This is a genomic window from Stappia sp. ABD4_338, assembly GCF_056312175.1.
Genome location: NZ_CM149982.1, coordinates 2,643,202 through 2,661,844, shown reverse-complemented (window position 1 = coordinate 2,661,844; position 18,643 = coordinate 2,643,202). Strand labels below are relative to the sequence as shown.

14 protein-coding genes are annotated in these 18,643 nt (G+C 65.4%); 8 read left to right on the top strand and 6 right to left on the bottom strand.

The genetic code is table 11. The annotated features are described in order from the left end of the window. The first annotated feature begins 146 nt into the window (after positions 1-146). On the top strand, positions 147-2,321 hold the full coding sequence (locus tag ACYX4S_RS12050) for a malate synthase G (protein WP_476360344.1): 2,175 nt from the start codon (positions 147-149) through the stop codon (positions 2,319-2,321). A 79-nt stretch (positions 2,322-2,400) separates the two neighbouring features. Here the strand turns inward: ACYX4S_RS12050 and ACYX4S_RS12045 are convergent, their stop codons facing one another. From ACYX4S_RS12045 to ACYX4S_RS12035, 3 genes are all read right to left on the bottom strand, one after another. Then, positions 2,401-2,763, bottom strand: a complete 363-nt coding sequence (locus ACYX4S_RS12045) for a PilZ domain-containing protein (RefSeq protein WP_476360343.1) — start codon at positions 2,761-2,763, stop codon at positions 2,401-2,403. 231 nt (positions 2,764-2,994) lie between these two features. Next, positions 2,995-4,431, bottom strand: a complete 1,437-nt coding sequence (locus ACYX4S_RS12040; protein WP_476360342.1) for an ATP-binding protein — start codon at positions 4,429-4,431, stop codon at positions 2,995-2,997. Continuing rightward, the gene (locus ACYX4S_RS12035; RefSeq protein WP_293724398.1) at positions 4,428-5,156 is read right to left on the bottom strand and encodes a response regulator; all 729 of its coding nucleotides are present in this window, start codon (positions 5,154-5,156) and stop codon (positions 4,428-4,430) included. The genes ACYX4S_RS12040 and ACYX4S_RS12035 overlap by 4 nt, the downstream gene beginning before the upstream one ends. A 209-nt stretch (positions 5,157-5,365) precedes the next feature. On the opposite strand from ACYX4S_RS12035, the gene ACYX4S_RS12030 reads away from it, so the two are divergent. The 5 genes from ACYX4S_RS12030 (at position 5,366) to ACYX4S_RS12010 (ending at position 12,297) form a co-directional block, all read left to right on the top strand. Then, positions 5,366-6,268 (top strand): EF-hand domain-containing protein, encoded by a 903-nt coding sequence (locus ACYX4S_RS12030; protein ID WP_476360341.1) that lies wholly within the window; start codon positions 5,366-5,368, stop codon positions 6,266-6,268. Between the two features lie 610 nt (positions 6,269-6,878). After that, positions 6,879-8,012 carry a type III PLP-dependent enzyme gene (locus ACYX4S_RS12025; protein ID WP_476360340.1) on the top strand — a complete coding sequence of 378 codons (1,134 nt, stop codon included), beginning with the start codon at positions 6,879-6,881 and terminating at the stop codon, positions 8,010-8,012. Positions 8,013-8,295: 283 nt separating this feature from the next. Then, the gene (locus ACYX4S_RS12020) at positions 8,296-9,681 is read left to right on the top strand and encodes a homospermidine synthase (protein WP_476362862.1); all 1,386 of its coding nucleotides are present in this window, start codon (positions 8,296-8,298) and stop codon (positions 9,679-9,681) included. Between the two features lie 370 nt (positions 9,682-10,051). Then, positions 10,052-11,266, top strand: a complete 1,215-nt coding sequence (locus ACYX4S_RS12015) for an aminotransferase (protein ID WP_476360339.1) — start codon at positions 10,052-10,054, stop codon at positions 11,264-11,266. Positions 11,267-11,268: 2 nt separating this feature from the next. Continuing rightward, positions 11,269-12,297 carry an asparaginase gene (locus ACYX4S_RS12010; protein ID WP_476360338.1) on the top strand — a complete coding sequence of 343 codons (1,029 nt, stop codon included), beginning with the start codon at positions 11,269-11,271 and terminating at the stop codon, positions 12,295-12,297. Between the two features lie 19 nt (positions 12,298-12,316). On the opposite strand, the gene ACYX4S_RS12005 is transcribed toward ACYX4S_RS12010, so the two are convergent. Together ACYX4S_RS12005 and ACYX4S_RS12000 are read right to left on the bottom strand one after the other, a co-directional pair. After that, positions 12,317-13,714 carry a TIGR03808 family TAT-translocated repetitive protein gene (locus tag ACYX4S_RS12005; RefSeq protein WP_476360337.1) on the bottom strand — a complete coding sequence of 466 codons (1,398 nt, stop codon included), beginning with the start codon at positions 13,712-13,714 and terminating at the stop codon, positions 12,317-12,319. Positions 13,715-13,786: 72 nt separating this feature from the next. Beyond that, positions 13,787-14,389, bottom strand: a complete 603-nt coding sequence (locus ACYX4S_RS12000) for a DUF1131 family protein (RefSeq protein WP_476360336.1) — start codon at positions 14,387-14,389, stop codon at positions 13,787-13,789. Between the two features lie 762 nt (positions 14,390-15,151). Here ACYX4S_RS12000 and ACYX4S_RS11995 point away from each other — a divergent pair. Both ACYX4S_RS11995 and ACYX4S_RS11990 read left to right on the top strand, forming a co-directional pair. Further along, positions 15,152-15,853 carry a helix-turn-helix transcriptional regulator gene (locus tag ACYX4S_RS11995; protein WP_293724385.1) on the top strand — a complete coding sequence of 234 codons (702 nt, stop codon included), beginning with the start codon at positions 15,152-15,154 and terminating at the stop codon, positions 15,851-15,853. Positions 15,854-16,238: 385 nt separating this feature from the next. Further along, the gene (locus ACYX4S_RS11990; protein WP_476360335.1) at positions 16,239-17,417 is read left to right on the top strand and encodes a YbfB/YjiJ family MFS transporter; all 1,179 of its coding nucleotides are present in this window, start codon (positions 16,239-16,241) and stop codon (positions 17,415-17,417) included. Positions 17,418-17,486: 69 nt separating this feature from the next. Here the strand turns inward: ACYX4S_RS11990 and ACYX4S_RS11985 are convergent, their stop codons facing one another. Then, the gene (locus tag ACYX4S_RS11985; RefSeq protein WP_293724381.1) at positions 17,487-18,344 is read right to left on the bottom strand and encodes a branched-chain amino acid aminotransferase; all 858 of its coding nucleotides are present in this window, start codon (positions 18,342-18,344) and stop codon (positions 17,487-17,489) included. Positions 18,345-18,643: the final 299 nt, after the last annotated feature.

Genomic DNA, 18,643 nt, shown 5'->3' with positions numbered 1-18,643 from the left:
TCCTTCCCATTTGTGAATAATTGACCGGGAAGACGTGTTTTCCGAATATGGCGCCAACTTGAATGCCCCGTGCGGCTTGCCGGCGGGGAGAGTGCCGCAGCGCCTGGCCGCAGAGCCGGGCAAGAGCCCAGGGAGCAAGCGGGATCATGGAACGTATCGATCTTGCCGGACTGAAGGTTGACGGGGAACTCGCCGCGTTCGTGGCCGAGGAGGCCCTGCCGGGAACCGGAGTGACGCCGGAGCGCTTCTGGGAGGGACTGGCCGCGATCCTGCGCGATCTCGCGCCACGCAATCGCGAATTGCTCGCCCGCCGCGATGATCTTCAGGCCCGTATCGACGACTGGCACCGGGCCAACCCGGGGCCGATCGATCTCGGCACCTACAAGGCGTTCCTCAAGGAGATCGGGTATCTGGTCGAGGAAGGCGGCGCCTTCACCGTGACGACCGGCAATGTCGATCCCGAGATCGGCGAACTCGCGGGCCCCCAGCTCGTGGTTCCGATCACCAACGCCCGCTACGCTCTCAACGCGGCCAACGCCCGGTGGGGGTCGCTCTATGACGCGCTCTATGGCACCGACGCAATGGGCAGCACGCCGAAGCCGGGCGGCTACGACGCCACGCGCGGAGCGGAGGTCGTGGCCTTCGCACGCAAGCTTCTCGACGAGCGCGTGCCCCTCGACGGGTCCTGGAGCGATGCGGCCGGACTTGCCGTGTGTGATGGCGCGCTGGTCGTCGCGTCCACGGCCGGCGGCGAGATGGGACTTGCCGACGGCGGGCAGTTTGTGGGCTTTAGGGGAAGCGCGGAGGAGCCGGCGGCGGTCCTGCTTCGCCGCAACGGGCTGCACATCGAGATCGTCGTCGATCGCGAGAACCCGATCGGCAAGACCGATCCGGCCGGTATCGCCGACGTGGTTTTGGAGTCGGCCGTCTCGACGATCATGGATTGCGAGGACTCCGTCGCAGCCGTCGATGCCGAGGACAAGGTCGTCGCCTATCGCAACTGGCTTGGTCTCCTGAAGGGGGACCTCGCGGCCCGCTTCGAAAAGGGTGGCAGGACGGTTGAGCGCCGCATGGAAGGCGATCGCACCTACATTGCCGCACAGGGCGGTGAACTCGTCCTGCATGGCCGGTCATTGATGCTGGTGCGCAACGTCGGCCACCTGATGACCACGCCCGCGATCCTCGATGCCGACGGCAACGAGATTCCCGAAGGCATCCTCGACGCGATGGTGACCGCGGCAATCGCCATGCACGACATCGGCACCGGCGGACCGGGCGGTGGCGGTCGGCGCGGCAATTCGCGCGCCGGGTCGTTCTACATCGTCAAGCCGAAGATGCACGGGCCGGACGAAGTCGCCTTCGCCAACGAACTCTTTGCACGCGTCGAGACGGCGCTGGGCATGTCCGCCAACACGCTGAAGATGGGCATCATGGATGAGGAGCGCCGCACCACGGTGAACCTCAAGGAGTGCATCCGCGCGGCATCCGAGCGCGTGTGTTTCATCAACACCGGCTTCCTCGACCGGACCGGCGACGAGATGCACACGTCCATGGAAGCGGGCCCGATGATCCGCAAGGGCGACATGAAGTCGGCCGCCTGGATCCAGGCCTACGAAAACTGGAACGTCGATATCGGGCTCGAGTGCGGTCTGCCCGGTCACGCCCAGATCGGCAAGGGCATGTGGGCCATGCCCGACCTGATGCAGGCGATGCTCGAGCAGAAGATCGGCCACCCCAGGGCCGGTGCGAACACCGCTTGGGTGCCGTCGCCGACCGCCGCCACGCTTCACGCCCTGCATTACCATGTGGTGGACGTCGTCGCGCGTCAGCAGGAGCTGCGTTCGCGTGGACGTGCAAAGCTCGACGACATTCTCTCGATACCCGTTGCCGAGCGCCCCAACTGGTCGGCGGAGGAAATCCAGGCCGAACTCGACAACAACGCCCAGGGCATCCTGGGGTATGTGGTGCGCTGGGTCGATCAGGGAGTTGGCTGCTCGAAAGTGCCGGACATCAACAATGTCGGCCTGATGGAAGACCGGGCAACGCTGCGCATCTCCTCGCAGCACATCGCCAATTGGCTGCGTCATGGTGTCTGCAGCGAGGCGCAGGTGATGGAAACGATGAAGCGCATGGCGGCGGTCGTGGATGGCCAGAATGCCGGCGATCCGCTCTATCGGCCGATGGCGGCCGACTTCGATGCGTCCATCGCGTTCCAGGCCGCCTGCGATCTGGTGTTCAAGGGGACGGTCCAGCCTTCGGGCTACACCGAGCCGATCCTCCATGCCCGTCGTCTGGAAGTGAAGGCAGCCGCTCGCGGCTGACGACGGCACGGGACGTGGAAAATGAAAGGGGCGTGCCGCTGCACGCTCCTTTTTCGTTGTCAGCGCGGCATGCGGTGCCTCAGCTTCGGTCGGGAGAATAGGGCTTTGCGTAGCGGGTTGCGTCGCCGTTTCCAGCGGCATCCGTCAGTGCATCCGCAAGGCGCTTCTTTTCATCGTCGCTGTAGAGAAAACGCCAGCCCGACTTGTCTCCGCGTAGCCAGCGTCGCTCGGCGCGGATCTCGAGCCCGTAGGCGGGAAAGGCGATGCGCGCATTGATCGCGAACTGCGGAAGGCCGGGGGTCAGCATGCTGCAACCCGTCAGGCTGAGATCTAGCAACTGACCGGGCAGGGGGCCGCGAATGGTGATGACCGAAACGTCGAGCTCCCCCTCGGCCCGGGGCGCGCGTCTGCGCTCGCGAGGATCCTGTCCGGGGCGCTTCACCGTGCGTGATCGCTTCGCAGGCAGGCCGTTCTCACCCTCGGGGTTTCCGCGCCCTTGCCCGTTTTGCCCAGATAGATGCCCACCCATGCTGTCCCCCGCCTCACGCCCGGGACCATCCGGAACGCCAACCCGGCGCAATTGTTGATCGTGCACCTCCGAGAATCAAGAAAACAGAGAGGCATGGAGCAAGGCTCTTCCTTGGAGAGCAATGCTCCTGCCGCATTGAACGGTTTAACGTGCTGCCGGCAGTGTGATCCGCGCCCTCAGGCCGCCATCGACACGATTTTCCAGCTCCAGGGTGCCGCCATGTGCGTGGATGATCGAGCGGGCGATGGAGAGCCCGAGCCCGATGCCGCCGGTCACCTCGGAGCGTGATTCCTCAAGCCGCACGAAGGGCTCGAAGACGTCCCGGAGCTTGTCGTCGGGAATGCCCGGTCCCCGGTCCTCGACGAGGATCTGAAGCGTGTCGCCTTCCTGGCGAAGTGAAAGCTCGGCGGCTCCCGCATAGCGAACCGCGTTGTCGACGAGGTTGCGTACCGCCCGCTTCACGCTGAGCGGGCGGAAGGTCGTCACCAGCCTGTGCCCGAAGGGGGCGAAGGAGACGTCCTGACCGATGTCGCGATAGTCCTCGGTAATGGAATCGAGGAACTCTCCCAGGTCGACCCTCGAGGCTTCCTCGCGGGATGCCTCGTCCCGGGCGAAGGCAAGGGTCGCCTCCACCATGCGCTGCATTTCGTCCAGCGTCTCGATCATCTTCTCCCGGTTCTCGTCGTCATCGATGAACTCGGCCCGGATGCGCAGCGAGGTGATCGGCGTCCGCAGGTCGTGACTGATCGCGCCGAGCATTCGGGTCCTGTCCCTTACGAAACGGGTCAGCCTGTCCTGCATCTCGTTGAACGCGCGGATCGTTCCGGTGAGCTCGGACGGGCCGCGCTCGGGCAGCGGGTCTATGCTTTCGCCGCGACCCAGCCGCTCCGCTGCGGCGGAAAGCTCGCGTAACGGACGCGTTAGTCCGCGCACGCTCAGGGCGATGATGAGGATGATCGCGACGGCCATGATGCCGAGAGCGACGAAGACAGGAGTGAGCGTGTTGCGGGGCACGCGGAACCGGCTGGTGCCATTCAGCCAACGTCCGTCCGCAAGCTGTACCGAGGCCGTCAGGAACGTCGGCGCGTCACGCCAGTGGTGAGAGTGCTTGCGCTTGTCCTTCTTCTCGTCCTTGTCCGGGTCGTCGTCATCCTCATCCCGATCGTTCAGCTTGCGCTTGAACCGGTCGCGCACGGAATCGGGCAAGGGGCTGCGCAGGATGTCGATGCGCACCTCGCGGTTGTCGCCGATCTCCTCCTTAAGCATTTCGGCAAGCCGCTGGTCCGTTTCCCGCTCTCCGCCCCTGGCGAGGGCGGCCTCCGGCGTGATCCAGAACCGCAGGAACGGACTGGATACGGCGCCGATGATGTCGGCGTGCTGATCGCGCGGGGCGGCATCGACCCATCGCACCAGCGAACTCGTGCGCGACAGGATGACGTTGCGCGCGAGTTCCGTGAGCGCAACCTTGCGCTCGCCGGCGAAGAGCCAGAGTGTCAGGCCCTGGGAGACGATGAGCGCCAGCAGAAGCAGGGCGACGAGCTGACCTCCGAGGGAGCGTGGCCACAGGCGGAAATGCGTCATTCGATGCCTCCCTCGACGTCCGAGGTGAAGGTGTAGCCGCCGCCCCAGACGGTCTTGATGAGCTCCGGGTTTTTCGGGTCCGCCTCGATCTTGCGCCGCAGCCGGCTGACCTGGTTGTCGATCGAGCGGTCGAAGACACCCGGGCTGCGGCCCGACGTGAGATCCAGAAGCTGGTCGCGCGAAAGCACCATGCGCGGGCGCTTGAGAAAGGCGACGAGGAGCTGGTACTCGCCGGTGGACAGCGGAACGGCGACGCCATCGCTGCCGGTCAGCAGGCGCCGGGGCACGTCGAGGGTCCAGCCCGCGAAGGACAGGCAGTCGGTCTCGACGGGGTCCCGTTCCTTGGGGACCTGCGATGAGCGTCTCAGAACCGCGCGCACGCGAGCGAGAAGCTCGCGCGGGTTGAAGGGCTTGGTCACATAGTCGTCGGCGCCGATCTCGAGTCCGATGATGCGGTCGGTCTCCTCAGCCATGGCGGTGAGCAGGATGACGGGAATGGACTCGCTCTCCATCAGATGGCGGCACAGCGAAAGCCCGTCTTCGCCCGGCATCATGATGTCGAGCACGACAAGGTCGACGGCCGCGGCTTTGAGGAATTTGCGCGCCTGCGCGGCATTCTCCGCGACCGAGGCTCGCAGGCCGTTCTTGCGCAGGTAGCGTGCGAGCGACTCCCGGATGTCGCGGTGATCGTCGACCACAAGGATATGATGCCCGGTGTCATTCATGTCTCGGCTCGGTCCTTCTCCGGTTCGGCGCTGACCGTCTTCTGTGTATCCCCGCCAGGCGTGCGCGCGAAATCGGGTTTGTATCCATATGTATCAGGCCCCGATCCGGCGACAGCTTGCGACACAACAGGTGGTTCGCAGGCATAGTTTTGCGACAAGCCGTCCGTATCTCTTGGTCATCGCTTCAACAGCCGATGAGGAGTATCGCAATGAAGGGTTTCCGGAAAATCGCGCTCGTGGCCATGTCCGCAGCGCTGCTTGGCACGCTGGCCGGTCCGGCTTTCGCCGATCGTGACGGCAAGGGTCGCGGAGACGGTCACGGCTGGCGCCACGAGCAGATGCAGGGCAAGGGAAAGTGGTCCGGCAAGCGTCATCATGGCCGCCACGGCCATCATGGCGGGCGCATGGCGATGGTCTTCATGGAGATCTTCGACACCAACGGTGACGGCAAGCTCACCCAGGACGAGATCGACACCCGCCGCGACGAACTGTTCGTCGCCGCCGACACCGATGGCGACGGCCGCGTCACCCTCGAGGAGTTCAAGGTCGCCTATGCCGCGACTGTCGTGACGCCGAAGGTTCGCGCCTTCCAGCGCCTCGATCGCGACGGCGACGGCAAGGTCACCGAGGATGAGTACAACCGCCGTGCCGAACGCATGCTGTCGCGCATGGAGCGTCGCGACCGGGATGACGACGATGATCGCGGTCCCCGCCGTGGCGGGATGCGACCCGGCATGGAAGACTTCGATGCGGACGGCAACGGACGTCTGAGTGCCGACGAGATCCGTGCCGCGCGTGCCGACCGGTTCGCCAAGGCGGATGCGGATCGCGACAAGGCGCTGACGCTCGAGGAGTTCTCGACGATCTGGACCGCCCGCATGGACCGCCACATGGTGCGCATGTTCCAGCGTCTCGACCGGGACGGCGATCTGGGGATCACCGCGGAGGAGGTCGCGCGTCCGACCGCCAATCTGGTGACCCGCATGGACCGCAACGGTGACGGCGCCCTGTCCTTCGAGGACCGCAAGGGCCGTGGCAAGGGCAAGTGGGGCCACGGATGGCACGGCAAGTCCGGTGATCGTGGCGAGCGCGGCGGTCGCGACAAGGACTGATCCGTACACGAGGAACAGCCCGGGCTTTCTGCCCGGGTTCCGACCGGCCTGGTCCGGTCCCGCGAATGCCCTCTCGACGACACGGTTTTTGCCGTGTTCCGAGGGGGCGTTTGCGTTCCGGAACGCCTTGCGGCCCCTACGTCCGCCAATGCGATCCGGCTTGCGGGAAAAAATCGGCGTTCATGCGGATTTTCCCTTGATTGTGACGGCCTGTTGCCGCATATCTCCCCTTGCCCAAATTCGCACGTGCCCGTGGTCATCCAACCGCAAGGTGGCAGTCGCTCGCTAGGGCCCGGATCACTCCGGAAAGAGCGGCAAAACGGATGGCTTAAAGCAACGACGTAAGAGGGCTTTTTTGGTCTCTGCCGGGTTTCCAAGTCCCGGGGTCACTGAAGAGGCACTTGTTACATCCTTGCCGGCTGTGCGGTTCGGTACGTCCGATCCAATCCAAGGCATTACCAAATCGCGGAACGGCAGGTCCCGCGCCATTCAGGCGCCGTCCCGGCCCGACCGCTCGCAGATGAAGCCATGCTCGTTCCGTCTCCAAAGCGGACTGGGAGCGTTGCCGCATCCGCGACCCTGTGACCGCCGTTCGGAACGGGTGACTGCCATGACGGATCGTATCCGCAACTTCCTTCGCCAGCGACGAGACGACGAGCCCTGCGTGGTCGTCGATCTCGACATCGTGCGTGACAACTACACTGCCTTCGAGCGTGCCCTGCCGGACACGCGTGTGTTCTACGCGGTCAAGGCCAACCCGGCCCCGGAGATCCTTGAGCTGCTCGCGCGGCTCGGATCCTCCTTCGACTGCGCCTCCGTCGCCGAGATCGAGATGGCGCTCGCCGCCGGTGCCGGTCCCGAGCGCATTTCCTTCGGCAACACCATCAAGAAGGAGCGCGACGTCGCCGCCGCCTTCGAGCTGGGCGTTCGCCTCTTTGCCGTGGATTGCGAGGCCGAGGTCGACAAGGTCGCCCGTGCCGCTCCCGGCTCCCAGGTGTTCTGCCGCATCCTGTGCGACGGCGCCGGTGCCGACTGGCCGCTTTCGCGCAAGTTCGGTTGCGCGCCGGAGATGGCGCCGAACGTTCTCGAGCATGCCCATCGCTCGGGCCTGATCGCGCATGGCGTGTCCTTTCACGTCGGGTCGCAGCAGGCCAACGTCGAGGCGTGGGACACCGCGCTTGCCTCGGCCGCCGGTATTTTCCGCGAGATGGCGGAGCGCGGCATCACGCTGTCGATGGTCAACCTGGGTGGCGGCTTCCCTGCACGCTACCTCAAGGACATGCCGGGCGTTCCGCGCTACGGCGAGGCGATCCTGCGCGGCCTTTCGAACCATTTCGGCAACCGCATTCCGCAGACGATCATCGAGCCGGGCCGTGGCATGGTCGGCGATGCCGGCATGATCGAGGCCGAGGTGGTCCTGATTTCCAGGAAGTCCGAGGCCGAGGACGAGATGCGCTGGGTCTACCTGGACATCGGCAAGTTCAACGGCCTGGCCGAGACCATGGACGAGGCGATCCGGTATCCGATCCGCACGGACAAGGACCATGACCGCAAGACCCCTTGCGTGCTCGCCGGCCCGACCTGCGACAGCGTGGACGTGCTCTACGAGAAGGAGCCGTATGAGCTTCCGGTGAGCCTGTCCATCGGCGACAAGGTGCTGATCGAGGCGTGCGGTGCCTATACGACCACCTATTCCTCCATCGCGTTCAACGGCTTCAAGCCGCTGCGGTCCTACGTCATCTGAACGCGCTTCCCCGGTGACACAATCGGCGCCGACCGGTCGCATCCGCGACCGGTCGGCGTTACGCTACCCATGACTGCCCGCCAGCCGCGCGGGCCGGTCCGCATGACATGACGAGAGGATGCCCGAAATGAGCGAACAGACGACCAGGGCCGCGACGAAGAAAACCACCCGGCGCGCGCCGGCCGGCAAGGCCGCCAGGGCGAGCGCTCCGGCCAGTTCCGCTGCGCCGGTCGCGGAGGCGGGAAGCCATCCGGTTCACGGGACGATTTCGGGCCCGATCGTCATGATCGGTTTCGGCTCCATCGGCCGTGGCACGCTGCCGCTCATCGAGCGTCACTTCAACTTCGACGCCAAGCGGCTCACGGTCATCGACCCGGTCGACACCGATCGCGGCATGGTCGACGAGCGTGGCTATCGCTTCGAGCAGGTGGCGCTCACCCCGGACAACTATCGTGAGGTTCTTACGCCGCTTCTGACCGAGGGCGAGGGGCAGGGCTTCTGTGTCAACCTGTCCGTCGACACGTCCTCGCTCGACCTGATGAAGCTGTGCCGTGAACTTGGCGTGCTCTACATCGACACCGTCGTCGAGCCGTGGCTCGGGTTCTACTTCGACGAGAATGCCGACAACGCGTCGCGCACCAACTACGCCCTGCGCGAGACCGTGCGCCGGGAGAAGAAGAAGAACCCGGGCGGCACCACCGCCGTGTCGTGCTGTGGGGCCAACCCGGGCATGGTCTCCTGGTTCGTGAAGCAGGCGCTTGTCGATATCGCCCGCGATACTGGCACCAGGTTCGAGGAGCCGACCACCCGCAAGGGCTGGGCGAAGCTGATGAAGAAGGTGGGCGTGAAGGGCGTGCATATCGCCGAGCGCGACACCCAGCGGGCCAGGAAGCCCAAGCCGATGGGGGCCTTCTGGAACACCTGGTCGGTCGAGGGGTTCCTCTCGGAGGGCTTCCAGCCGTCTGAACTCGGCTGGGGCACGCACGAAAAGTGGATGCCGAAGAACGCCCGCAAGCAAAAGAAGGGCTGCAAGGCGGCGATCTATCTGGAGCAGCCGGGGGCCAACACCCGTGTGCGGACCTGGTGCCCGACGCCGGGCGCCCAGTACGGCTTCCTGGTGACCCACAACGAGTCGATTTCCATCGCCGACTATTTCACGGTGAAGGAGGACGGCAAGGTCAAGTATCGCCCGACCTGCCACTATGCCTATCATCCGGCCAATGACGCGGTGCTCTCGCTGCATGAGCTGTTCGGAGCGGCGGGCAAGACGCAGGAAGTGCTGCACGTGCTGACCGAGGACGAGATCATCGACGGCATCGATGAACTCGGCGTGCTCCTCTATGGCCACGAGAAGAATGCCTACTGGTACGGCTCCCAGCTTTCCATCGAGGAGACGCGGGAGATCGCTCCCTATCAGAACGCGACAGGCCTTCAGGTCACCTCTGCGGTTCTCGCCGGCATGGTGTGGGCGCTGGAAAACCCGACCGAGGGCATCGTGGAGGCGGACGAGATGGACTACCGCCGCTGCCTTGAGGTGCAGCGTCCCTATCTGGGACCGGTCAAGGGCTACTACACCGACTGGACGCCGCTCGAGGGCCGTCCGGGCCTCTTCCCCGAGGATATCGACGAGAGCGATCCCTGGCAGTTCCGCAACATCCTGGTGCGCTGAGACTGCTTTTCCCGTCTGACCGGCCGGCTCCGAAGCCATGTTGGCTCCGGAGCCGGGAGGTCGGTGCTGACGCGGATTCGAGGGGTCGAAGCCGCGCATGATCGGGAGCCGACCCTGGGCCGCCGGCGAGCCTGGGGGAGTGGCTCTGGAAATGTCTGCCCGCGACCGTTGTTGCACGGTATTCCGGCGCGTCGTGTCGTTGTGTGACCCCTGTCACGTGTCCGGGTTTTCCCCTGAATCGTCCTCGGGCTTTGTACGGATGTCGTAGCCCGAAGCATTTCCCCATCCTCGACAAGCGCCCGCGCACGTGTCTACAAAGCGCGGCAGTGCCAGTCCCGAATGGGCCCGACAGGCGAGGATCCGAGCCAGCATGAAGCCGACCAACCCCGTATTCACCGGTCTCCAGACAACGATCTTCGAGACCATGTCCCGTCTTGCGATCGCCCACGGGGCGATCAACCTCGGGCAAGGGTTCCCCGACGTGGACGGTCCCGAGGACGTACGGCGTGTGGCTGCGGAGGCCCTGATGAGCGGGCCGAACCAGTATCCGCCCATGCTCGGCCTGCCCGAATTGCGTCAGGCCGTGGCCGAGAGCAACCGGCGCTTCTACGGGCTCGATGTCGACTGGCAGAGCGAGGTCATGGTCACCTCCGGCGCGACCGAGGCGATTGCGGACGTGTTGCTCGCCCTGCTCGAACCGGGCGACGAGGTGATTCTCATCGAGCCGCTCTACGATTGCTACCTGCCGCTGGTGAAGCGGGCGGGCGGCATCCCGGTGCGCCTGCGTGTCACGCCGCCCCAGTGGCGGCTCGACCTCGATGCGCTTGCCGGGGCGTTCACCGAGAACACCAAGGCGATCCTGCTCAACAACCCCATGAACCCCGCCGGCAAGGTCTTCTCCGAGCAGGAGCTCGCCGCGATCGCGCGTCTTTGCAACGAGCACGGCGTCTATGCGATCTGCGACGAGGTCTACGAGCACCTTCTGTTCGACGGGCGGCAGCATCGTCCGCTGATGGCCTTCGAGGGAATGCGCGAGCGCGCGGTGCGCATCGGTTCCGCCGGCAAGACCTTTTCGCTCACCGGCTGGAAGGTCGGCTATGTGACCGCCGCGCCGAACCTGCTCGAGCCCATCGCCAAGGCGCACCAGTTCGTGACCTTCACCACGCCGCCGAACCTGCAGCGTGCCGTTGCCTACGGGCTTGGCAAGCAGGATGACTATTTCGAGGACCTGAGCCGGTCCATGCAGGCGAAGCGGGATCGCATGCTTGGCGGTTTGCGTGATCTCGGATTCGGTGTCCTGCCTTGCGAGGGAACCTATTTCGCCACCTGCGACGTGACGACGCTGGGCCTTGAGGGCGGAGACGTCGAGATCTGCAAGCGCATGGTGGAAGAGGCCGGCGTCGCCGCCGTTCCCGTATCCGCTTTCTACGTGGCCGACGCGCCGACGAACTTCGTCCGTTTCTGCTTCTGCAAGAAGGACGAGGTCATCGACGGTGCGCTCGAGCGGCTGGATGGCTGGGTCCGCAAGCAGACTGGCGCGGGCGCATCGGCGCCGCTTGGCGTTGCTTCCGTCGGTGGGGACTGATCATGGAAAACCCGGTTCTGGTCGAGGTCTTTCGCGGCGATGCCGTCGAGAGCCGTCATCGGGGCACCGTCGCGGTGTTCGATTCCGCCGGCACGAAGATCGCGGCGCTCGGAGATGTGTCGCGCCCGGTGTTTCCCCGCTCGGCGGTGAAGGCGCTACAGGCCCTGCCGCTGGTTGAGTCGGGGGCTGCGGATGCGCTCGATCTCGAGCCCGCGGAGCTCGCGCTTGCCTGTTCCTCGCATAATGGCGAGAGCGTTCACGTCAATTCGGCCCGCATCATGCTGATGAAGGCGGGGCTGGACGAAGAGGCGCTCGAGTGCGGCAGCCACTGGCCCAAGCGCATGCAGGATGTCGCGGAACTCCATCGCGCCGATGCCTGTCCCTGCGCGCTTCACAACAATTGCTCGGGCAAGCACGCGGGGTTCCTGGGTCTTGCGCGGACCCTTGGCGTGCCGACCAGTGGCTATGTCGAGCCAGACCATCCGGTGCAGCGCGAGGTGAAGGCCGCGATGGAGTCCATGCTCGGCATCTCGCTCGATGACATGGCCCGTGGCACGGACGGCTGTTCCATTCCCACCTATGCCATGCCGCTCGACCGGGTCGCGCGCGGCTTCGCCTGCTTCGGAACCGGCGAGGGGCTGGAACCCTTGCGCGCCGATGCGACGGCGCGTCTCTACGACGCCTGCGTCCAGAACCCGCTCATGGTGGCGGGCACCGGGCGTTTCTGCACCGATGTCATGAGCGCGCTCGACGGGCGCGTTTTCGTCAAGACCGGTGCGGAGGGCGTGTTCATTGCCTCCATTCCGGAAAAGGGCGTGGGCGTGGCGCTCAAGTGCGAGGATGGGGCGACGCGGGCCGCGGAAGCGATGATGGCGGCGGTGATCGAGGCCCTGATTTCGCTGAACGACACTGAACGCGAGGCACTTGAGCCCTGGCTTTCCAACGAGTTGGTCAATTGGAACGGTCGCCATGTCGGTGCCGTGCGGCCGGTCGCGGATGCCTTTCGCAGCCTGCGTGGCGCTGCCGGCTGACCACCGGCGCGGCAACGCACTAGCCTGCCAGGTTTCCCGAAAACGTCAGATGGGCGGGGAGGTTGGCACCCGCGCGGATCAGGTCGCCGGTCGCCGGATCCTTCCAGCGGTAGCCGACGATGGCTCCGTCGCTGGCACCGGAGATCATGTTGTTGGCGAGGAGCGCGGGGCCTGCGTCTTCCACGACGGTGACGGCCACGCCGGTCGGGCAATCGCGGATGATATTGCCCGTTGCACTGACATCGCGCAGATACCGGCCCCAGCCCATGTGGAGCCCTATACGGGCCGCGCCCTCGATCACGTTGCCGGTCACGGCCGTGTCCGCTTCGACGGCGATGCCTATGCCGAAGCCCTGGACCTCGGCCGGGTAGGGCCCCTCATTGGCAATGTTTCGGATGATGTTTCCCGAACACGTCGCCAGACGTCCGCCATCTAGGAAATTGGCGATCGAGATTCCGATTGCGCCACCGTCCACGAGATTGTCGGCAATCACCGCGCCCTGGAAGGCGAATTCCGAGTAGATCGCCGTTTCGCCCGAGCGCAGGCACGAGTTGCCGGACACCAGAAGTCCGGAGCCGGAGTTGGAGCGGATGGCGGAGAAGGCGCAGTCGGTGATCCGGTTGCCGCGCACGATCACCCCGGATGCGCGGAACACGTTGATGCCGTTTCCGTTCTGCCCGGTGCCTCCGTCTATTGCGCGGATCCGCTCGATCCGGTTGCCGGAAACGATCGTGCCGTCTTCGCCCGCGTTCCAGCGGTAGACGAGAATGCCGGCGTTGCCGCAGTCCAGCACCGTGTTGTCGAGAATTGCCAGGCCGCGCGCCTCGATGGAGCGGAGCCCGGCCTGGCGCGCGCCACTCAGTGTGTTGCCCGTGACGCGGCCCTGGCAGCGGTCGAGCGCCAGGCCGGATTTGCTGCTGCCCTGAACGGTGCACCCCGTGATGTCCAGATCGCTTACATCGGCGAAATGCAGCAGGCCCGGCGTGTACTCGCCGAGCGCGCGGTTGCCGCCGTCGAAGCGGATGCCTTCCATGCCGACGGAACTGGCGTTTTCGGCGAAGAGGAGATGCCCGCCGCCCTGGTAGTCGAAGCGGGTCTGGCCGGCGAGGCCGACGAGGCGTGAGCCCGGCCGCAGGCGCAGATTGGAGACGGCATAGCGTCCGCCGGGCAGGAAGAGGGCGCGCCCGCGTTCCGCAGCCGCGTCGATCGCCGCCTGCATCTGGGCGCTCTGGTCGTCGGGGGCGCCGGGGCGAACGCCAAGCTGGTCGGCATCGATGGAACCGCGCAGGTCGGCGACGCGTTGTGCCAGCGCGGGACGCGCGCAAAGCAGGAACGCGGAGACGCCACCAAGAAACGCGCGTCGATCAAATCGCGCGGGCGCGGGAGCTTTTCTGGTCTTCGATCCGGTTCGGGTCATGCGCGTGTCCTTTGGGAAAGGACGCGCAACCGTCATGCCAGCCTGAATGTTCCGTTTTGAAACGGGGGTCGCTCAGGGCGCGGTCCAGATGATGCGCTGAAGCGCGGCCTTGCGCAGTTCGGCCGCCGGCGGCAACCGGTCGAACGGGCCGGCATACTGCGAGATGGCGTAGACCAGTGTCACGTTGTCGGTGCCGCGCGCGGAGCAGATCGCCATGCCGCGCCACAGGTTGCGGCCGTCGCGGCAGTCGCTGCGCGGCGTGCCGATCTCGGCGAAGGTCATGCCGATACGCTCTCCGTTCGGACCCTTGAGGTGATGGGTGACCCCGTGCACCTCGCGGATCTTTCCGTCGTTGCGCTTGAAGATCTGAAGCACCTGGAAGCCGTCGGAATTGAAGGCGCCAATGGCCCATTCCGTCCGGTCCTCGGTCGCGGACTGAAAGCCCTCGGCGCGAAAGCCCGGCAGTGCCGCCTCGATCGCCTTCTGCGAGTAGCGGGTCTCCGCTGTCAGCCCGCCCGCACCTGCGTCCGTGATCTGGAGCAGGGTCACGTCGGACGTGCGGTCGACGAAAACCGGGCCGTCGGCGTCAACCGTCGGAGAACAGGCACCCGTCAGGAGCGCCGTCAGAAGGAAGGAGACGGAAAAGGCTTTGCCGAGCATGGAAGAAGAGGGCATGGCGGGACCTGGGTCTTGCACCGCGCGGCGCGGGCGCGCCGGACAGGCAGCAGCCTCGCAAGCCGGTCGGCGCCGGGCTGATGCGTATTCCGGGGTGGGATAGCATCCGCCAAAGCGGCATGAAACCCCCTCCCTGCGGGCTGGGGAAAGAAGAGCGGGAAAATTGTCGATATACAATCCATGGTACTCATTTGTTATACCTGCACCTCAGGAATCGGTTCGACGCGTGCTGCAAGAGTCGCGGTGTTCGCCGCAAGATCGGGGAGGGCGGGGCCGAACACGGAGGCGACGAGAAAAGCCTGCGGGAATTCGCGAGGCCGGTTCCGCTGGTAAAGGGTGGTGTTGATTGTTGTTTTTTGAGGTTTCCGCTACGTGCACCGGAGGGCGCGCGGTCCAGGATGGCGGAAAACGCTTTTGCAAGGGATGTAACATGTAGATTGTACGTATTTTACGTTGTATCTTCTACAGAGGGAATCCGCGCACATCTGACGTGGGCCTGGATGTTATTGTCGGTGTCGACCGGGGTGAATGCTCAACCGACGGCCATCCGGGCAGGCTGCGGAAACCTGAAGGGAAGTCGTCCGGTCGGGATCGGGATCCGCCGGGCGGGACGATGGCAGCACGAAGCGTTCGCGCGCGGGGGACCATGCGGAGGTCGCGTGACGCAAGCAAGGCACGACGCTGGCGATGGGGCCCGGCATGTCGTGCGGGGGTGGGCAGATCCGGGATTGCGGACTGCCAGGAACAAGAAGGCGGTAACGAATGGCCGAGCCGATGGAACTTCAGTCAAAGGCGCTCGCGATTGCGGAGGCCCAGTCGGGAAAACATGTGCTCGATATCGTCGAGGCGCAGCTTCGCCGCATGGGCGCGACGCACATTCTGGTGACGGGCTTGCCGATGCCGAATCGTCCGATTACCGGGCTGGTGCATCGCTTCCGCTGGGCGGATGACCGCGCGGGCGGTATCGAGCGTTCCGACCTTGATGCCGACGATGGCGCCCTCATGCTCGGTCTGATGCGCAATCGTCCGTTCATCTGGGACGTGACGACGGGGGAGACGGAACATTCGGACCTGCTGGCCTCGCTCGGGCCCGACACGCGCGTCGTGGTGGTTCCGGTGACCGAAGCGCATCCCTTCCAGGCCCTGGTGCTTGGTGGTGGCACCCATCTCGAGGGTGGCAAGATCGAACTCGCCAACCTGGAACTCATCTGCAATGCGGCGTTCCGCAGGCTGATCGAGCTCGGCACGATCAACACGCAGCGGCCGGGCGATCTTTCCGCGCGTGAGCGCCGTGTTCTGGAGCTCACGGCGCTCGGCAAGACGGCAAGCGATATCGCGGCCCTGCTCGATATCTCCCAGCGCACGGTGCACGCCCACCTGCAGAACGCGAGTGCCAAGCTCAACGCCTCCAACAAGACCCATACGGTCGTCGAGGCGCTGCGCTACGGCCAGATCGCGCTCTAGGTCGGGGAGCTCCTTATCAACGAGGGCCGGGCGCTTTCGTCCGGCCCTCGTGTTGTTTCGGGGAAGGCGACGGGCTGAAAGTCATCGCCCGGTTTTGAAGGTTTTCCGTTTCCTGCCGCACGCGCCTCGCATGTTTCCCGGTCGCTCGAACCGGGGGGAGGGCACCTGTTGTCGCGGCTTCCGACATTTCCTGACATAGCGCGCCGTTGACGTGGCCGGGATGACCGGGAGGCGTGCCGGAACCCGTTCCGTGAACCGTGCAGACCAGTCCTTCGCGAGATGCCGGAGGCGGGTCGGTTTCATTTCTCGACGCGCTCGTCTAGGCTTTGCCTCTCTCCATTGCCCTCGATCGTTCTTCACGATCTCTCCGGGAGCCTTCTCTGATATGACGTCCTCGTCGGTCCCGCCCATCCGCCTCGCCGCGGGCGGTCTCCTGTGTCTTGCTGCTGCAATGGGCATCGGCCGTTTCGTGCTGACACCCATTCTTCCCGACATGAGCGAACAGATCCCACTGTCGGCGTCGCTGGCGGGCCTTATCGCCTCGGCAAACTTCCTCGGTTATCTGGTTGGTGCGCTCGCTGCGACGGCGCTTCCGCGTGCGCTTGTTCCGCAAGGATTCGCGATTTCGCTGGTCGCGAGCGTGCTCACCAGCGGGGGAATGGCGATTTCCGACGACATTCTGTGGCTTGCCGGAATCCGCGCGCTCGGCGGGCTGGCAAGTGCGGGTGTGCTCGTCTTCTCCTCGTCCCTGGTTCTGGAACGCCTCGCCGCGCGTGGGCGGCCGGATCTGGCCGACCTGCATTTCGGTGGTGTCGGCCTTGGCATTGCCGGATCCGCCGCGCTCGTTGGTGTTCTCGTGGCACAGGGAGCCGACTGGCGTGTGTTGTGGGAGGGGGCGGGGGCCCTGTCGGCGCTCTTTTGCCTTGCTGCCTGGATTTGCCTTGCTCCGGTCGCCCGGCGCGGAGCGCCGGAGGAAGCGCCCGCGCCGCGCGTGTCGCGAGACGGCCCCGACCGGGTGGTGTCTTCCGCGCTCGTGCGTCTCGCCCTTGCCTACGGCCTGTTCGGGGTCGGTTATGTGGTGACCGCCACCTTCTTGACGAGCATCCTGCGGGCGTCGGAGACGCTCGCTCCCTATGAGGCACCCGCCTGGGCGGCGGTGGGCCTCTCCGCTGCCGTCTCGGTCTGGGTCTGGCGAAGGATCAGCCTGCATCTCGGGGGCGGGCGGGCGTTCGCGCTGGCCTGCCTGATAGAGGCGCTCGGGGTGGCTGCCAGCGTTCTGGTGCCAGGCGTTCCCGGACTTGTGCTCGCCGCCGTTCTGCTCGGCGGCACCTTCATGGGGATAACGTCTCTCGGCCTGCTCGAGGCGCGCCGGATTTCCTCCGGCGATCCCCGCAAGGTGCTTGGGGCCATGACGGCCTGCTTCAGTCTGGGGCAGATGATCGGCCCGAGCTTTGCCGGGGTGATTGCCGATGCCACGGGCAGCTTCTTCTGGCCGTCGATCGCGGCGGCGGCCGTTCTTCTTCTGGCCGCGGCCCTCGTTGGCCCGTTTGCCGATCCCGCCTGAGGGACGCATCAAATGAAAAGGCCGGCGCAGGAGGCCGGCCTTTCCGATTCCGATCTGACTTTCCAGCGCTCAGCCGTGCGAATAGTCCCAGTAGAGGTCCTTTGCACGAGCGGCGATCGGTCCGGGCTGCAGATCGCGATCCTCGATGCGGTTGACCGGGACGACCTTGAAGTAGTTGCCGGAGGAGAAGATCTCGTCCGCGTCGAGGAAGTCGCCGTAGCCAAGCGTGCGCTCGTGCACCTCGATGCCCGCGTCACGCATGAGCTTGATGACACGGCGGCGGGTGATGCCGTTCAGGAACGTGCCGTTCCATGCCGGCGTGTGGACGGCTCCGTCCTTGACCATGAACACGTTGGCCGTGGTCAGTTCCGCGACATTGCCCAGCATGTCCAGGACGATGGCGTTGTCGAAGCCGCGCGAGCGCGCCTCGACCAGCGCCCGGGCGTTGTTGGGGTACAGGCAGCCCGCCTTGGCGTTGACCGGCATCGTCTCGAGCGTCGGACGGCGGAAGGGCGACAGCGTCAGCGAGATCGCGGTGTCCTTGGGAGCCATGCCGGCCTCGAAGAGGCAGAGCGCGAAACGCGTGCCGTCCGGATCAGGCGCGATGGTGCCGATTCCCTCGATCTCGCCCCAGTACATCGGCTTGATGTAGACGGCGGCGTCGGAGGGAAACTTCTTGAGGCCTTCGGCGACGAGTTCCATCATCTGGCCCGGCTGCATGGTCGGCTTCAGCCCGAGCGCGAGGGCGGAATCATTCACGCGCTGGCAATGCAGGTCCAGGTCCGGCGTCACGCCCTCGAAGGCGCGCGCGCCGTCGAACACGGTCGAACTGAGCCAGGACGCATGGCTGCGCGTCCCCATGATCGGTGCATTGCCTTCCACCCAGGCGCCATCGATCCAGTTCCAGGTTAAAGACAATTCAGCCATGAGAAGCTCCCGATCACGTTCCAAATGTGGAGGGGATCGAACGCCCTTCGCCCGTTGAGGTCAAGCCTTTGGCGAGCGCGTGTCGAAAAACGACCGGATTGTTTTTCAACCCGACCGCAAACGTCGTTCGTCGCGCCGCATGCGGGCGGAAGCGGGAATATTTTCCCCGTTGAAACCGGTCGGGATTGGAAATGGTCCGCTTAGCTCTCGCTGCGGGGAAAGCGGTGCCCCGGCTCGAAGTTGTCGGGTGTTCCTGATGCGTTCATGTTTACGAGGCGCTGGTTTACGAGACGTTGGAA

What these genes read in the sequence shown, in the direction of transcription:
- ACYX4S_RS12040 (WP_476360342.1), bottom strand. Translation starts at nt 4,431, where the DNA reads ATGACGCATTTCCGCCTGTGGCCACGCTCCCTCGGAGGTCAGCTCGTC.
- ACYX4S_RS11990 (WP_476360335.1), top strand. Translation starts at nt 16,239, where the DNA reads ATGACGTCCTCGTCGGTCCCGCCCATCCGCCTCGCCGCGGGCGGTCTC.
- ACYX4S_RS12010 (WP_476360338.1), top strand. Translation starts at nt 11,269, where the DNA reads ATGGAAAACCCGGTTCTGGTCGAGGTCTTTCGCGGCGATGCCGTCGAG.
- ACYX4S_RS12025 (WP_476360340.1), top strand. Translation starts at nt 6,879, where the DNA reads ATGACGGATCGTATCCGCAACTTCCTTCGCCAGCGACGAGACGACGAG.
- ACYX4S_RS12000 (WP_476360336.1), bottom strand. Translation starts at nt 14,389, where the DNA reads ATGCCCTCTTCTTCCATGCTCGGCAAAGCCTTTTCCGTCTCCTTCCTT.
- ACYX4S_RS12020 (WP_476362862.1), top strand. Translation starts at nt 8,296, where the DNA reads ATGATCGGTTTCGGCTCCATCGGCCGTGGCACGCTGCCGCTCATCGAG.
- ACYX4S_RS12050 (WP_476360344.1), top strand. Translation starts at nt 147, where the DNA reads ATGGAACGTATCGATCTTGCCGGACTGAAGGTTGACGGGGAACTCGCC.
- ACYX4S_RS12015 (WP_476360339.1), top strand. Translation starts at nt 10,052, where the DNA reads ATGAAGCCGACCAACCCCGTATTCACCGGTCTCCAGACAACGATCTTC.
- ACYX4S_RS11985 (WP_293724381.1), bottom strand. Translation starts at nt 18,344, where the DNA reads ATGGCTGAATTGTCTTTAACCTGGAACTGGATCGATGGCGCCTGGGTG.
- ACYX4S_RS12005 (WP_476360337.1), bottom strand. Translation starts at nt 13,714, where the DNA reads ATGACCCGAACCGGATCGAAGACCAGAAAAGCTCCCGCGCCCGCGCGA.
- ACYX4S_RS11995 (WP_293724385.1), top strand. Translation starts at nt 15,152, where the DNA reads ATGGCCGAGCCGATGGAACTTCAGTCAAAGGCGCTCGCGATTGCGGAG.
- ACYX4S_RS12035 (WP_293724398.1), bottom strand. Translation starts at nt 5,156, where the DNA reads ATGAATGACACCGGGCATCATATCCTTGTGGTCGACGATCACCGCGAC.
- ACYX4S_RS12030 (WP_476360341.1), top strand. Translation starts at nt 5,366, where the DNA reads ATGAAGGGTTTCCGGAAAATCGCGCTCGTGGCCATGTCCGCAGCGCTG.